1 pseudogene is annotated in these 232 nt (G+C 65.5%); it reads right to left on the bottom strand.

The features are described 5' to 3' along the window. A pseudogene (locus IO29_RS31415) lies at nucleotides 1-232 on the bottom strand (trehalose synthase); the annotation flags it as partial.

The raw sequence follows: 232 nt of genomic DNA, 5'->3' as shown, positions 1-232 counted from the left end.
GTCGCGTTCCTCGTCGGTGACCATCTCCAGGGTCAGCTCGTCGTGGTTGCGCAGGAAGATCCCCCACTGGCAGTTGGCGGGGATCTCCGGGGTCTTCGCGAGGATCTCGGAGACGGGGTAGCGCGATTCGCGGCGCACCGCCATGAAGATGCGCGGCATGACGGGGAAGTGGAACGCCATGTGGCATTCGTCGCCGCCGGTGCTGTAGTCGCCGAAGTAGTCGACCACGTCC

It is taken from the genome of Streptomyces sp. NRRL F-6676, from assembly GCF_000725625.1.
GTDB lineage: Bacteria > Actinomycetota > Actinomycetes > Streptomycetales > Streptomycetaceae > Streptomyces.
Note: the sequence above shows the minus strand (reverse complement) of the source record. Positions and strands in the feature narration are given on the sequence as shown.